Consider the following 2,047-nt stretch of genomic DNA (forward strand, 5'->3'; position numbering starts at 1 on the left):
TCCTGCAGCAGGTGAACGCGAAAGAGTCTGGCGATGACGAAGCGATGTTCTACGATGAAGACTACGTCACCGCACTGGAGCACGGCCTGCCGCCAACCGCAGGTTTGGGCATTGGTATCGACCGTATGGTGATGTTGTTCACCAACAGCCACACCATCCGCGATGTGATCCTGTTCCCGGCACTGCGCCCGAGCGGTAAGTAATCCTCTCCGGCATCTTGTAGGGTCGCCATTCATGGCGACCTTTTTTATTCCCGCCCCCCAAAACAAAATTCCTGATGACAACCCGGCACGCTCTGTGCAGGATGGTTTTTTTCATTTTCAGGGAATCACCATGAGTGCAAAAGCGGCAACGTTAGAGGGCCGGATTCGTCAGCACTGGGATCAACTCTCCAGCCACGAGCAGCGACTTGCCGATGTGCTACTCGCCGCACCGGGCCAGTTAGCCATGAACACCGCCACCGAACTGGCGCACAGCGCGGGCGTATCCAAAGCCACCACCACGCGGTTCTTCCGCCATCTCGGCTACGAAAGTTATGAAGCCGCACGTCGCCAGGCGCGTGAAATGCAGAGCAGCGGATCACCGCTCTACCTGCAACCAGCACCCAGCGCGTCGCCGCTGGCCAGCATCATGCAGCAGCATCTGGAAAAAGAGATCGCCAACCTGGTTAACAGCTATCGCACGCTGGACAGCGAACAGCTGCAGCAGGCGGTCACCGCCATCAGCCAGGCGCGACGCGTGGTGGTAATGGGTTGGCGCCACAGTCAAACCATCGCGCATCTGATCTATCGCGACCTGATCCATATTCACTCCGACGTGCGTCTGCTGCCGCGTCCCGGCGATTCGCTAGCGGAACATATGGCGGCTCTGACCGCTGATGATGTGGTGATCTGCGTCGGTTTGCGTCGGCGTATGCCCGCGCTGGAAGCGGCAATGAACGCACTCGCCGAGCGCAACGTGCCGATGCTGTATATCGCCGACGTGCTCTCCGGCAAACCGGCGCGCCATGCGCAGTGGGTAATCCGCTGTCACACCGACAGCAGTCTGATCTTCGATAGCACCGCCGCGCTCTCCGGCGTGTGTAATCTGCTCTGTTCACTGGTGGCCCGACAAATGGGCAAAGCCAGCAACGATCATCTCGCGCAGATCGAAGCACTGCACCAATCCCTCGACGAACTCGAATAATGCGCCGTGCTGGCGCACCCTGCGCCAGAAAAATCACCAAAACGGTGCAATTTTATCCAGGCCTCGCTAAATCAGCCATCCCCATTTTGCGCCATGTGAAATAATGGAAATTAAAAACAATAAACAAGAAACAAATGTTTCCAATTGATTTTATTGACTAAAGACTAGTTTGTCGCGGGTTGACCTGCGTAGCGGTGAAAAAACTGGCACAAAATATGCTCAGTAGAAAAAGACATTTCACCAACACCAGGGAAACACCATAATGAAAAAAACAGCACTGCTGATTGCCGCACTTCTCTCCGTAGGCACCTTAGCGCAGGCGCAAGCCGACACGCTGGCCGACATCAAAAGCAGCGGCAAAATCACCGTCGGTATCGATCCAACCTTTCCTCCCTACGAATACACCGATGACAAAGGTGAGATCACCGGTTACAGCGTGGCGATTATGCAATCCTTCGCCAACGATCTCGGTGTGAAGTTGGAGTTTCAGAAAACCGCCTTCAGCGGCATTCTGCCGGGCTTGATTTCGGGCTCCTTCAATGCTGAAGGTTCATCCCTTAACGTCACGGCGGAACGCGCGAAAAAGGTGCTGTTCACCGTGCCATACAGCAAAACCGTCAATGGCGTGCTGGTGCGTGAAGCCGAGGCGAAAACCTTCAGCGGCAAAACCCTGAGTCCGGAAAGCTTGTCGGGTCTGCGCGGCGCGGTGAAAACCGCCAGCGTGCCAGAGCAACTGCTGAAGGGCTTCAACGAGCAGTTGAAGAAAGAGGGTAAAAAACCGATCACCATCATTAACGTCGATTCACTGGATCAAACCGTCAGCACCTTGATGACTAAACGTGCCGACTTCGTTTATGACGAC

3 protein-coding genes are annotated in these 2,047 nt (G+C 55.3%); all 3 read left to right on the plus strand.

Going from position 1 to position 2,047, the window contains the following annotated elements; translation table 11 throughout:
• A partial coding sequence (locus RTY00_RS24150; RefSeq protein ID WP_312666657.1) for an amino acid--tRNA ligase-related protein occupies nucleotides 1-203 on the plus strand: 203 nt, incomplete at its 5' end.
• A gap of 130 nt (nucleotides 204-333) precedes the next feature.
• A complete protein-coding gene (locus RTY00_RS24155; RefSeq protein ID WP_312666658.1) occupies nucleotides 334-1,185 on the plus strand; it encodes a MurR/RpiR family transcriptional regulator in 852 nt (283 codons plus the stop codon).
• A gap of 262 nt (nucleotides 1,186-1,447) precedes the next feature.
• Nucleotides 1,448-2,047: transporter substrate-binding domain-containing protein (locus tag RTY00_RS24160; RefSeq protein ID WP_312666659.1), on the plus strand; the 600-nt coding region annotated here is incomplete at its 3' end.

The sequence above is a fragment of the Pantoea sp. CTOTU49201 genome (assembly GCF_032054795.1).
GTDB lineage: Bacteria > Pseudomonadota > Gammaproteobacteria > Enterobacterales > Enterobacteriaceae > Pantoea > Pantoea symbiotica.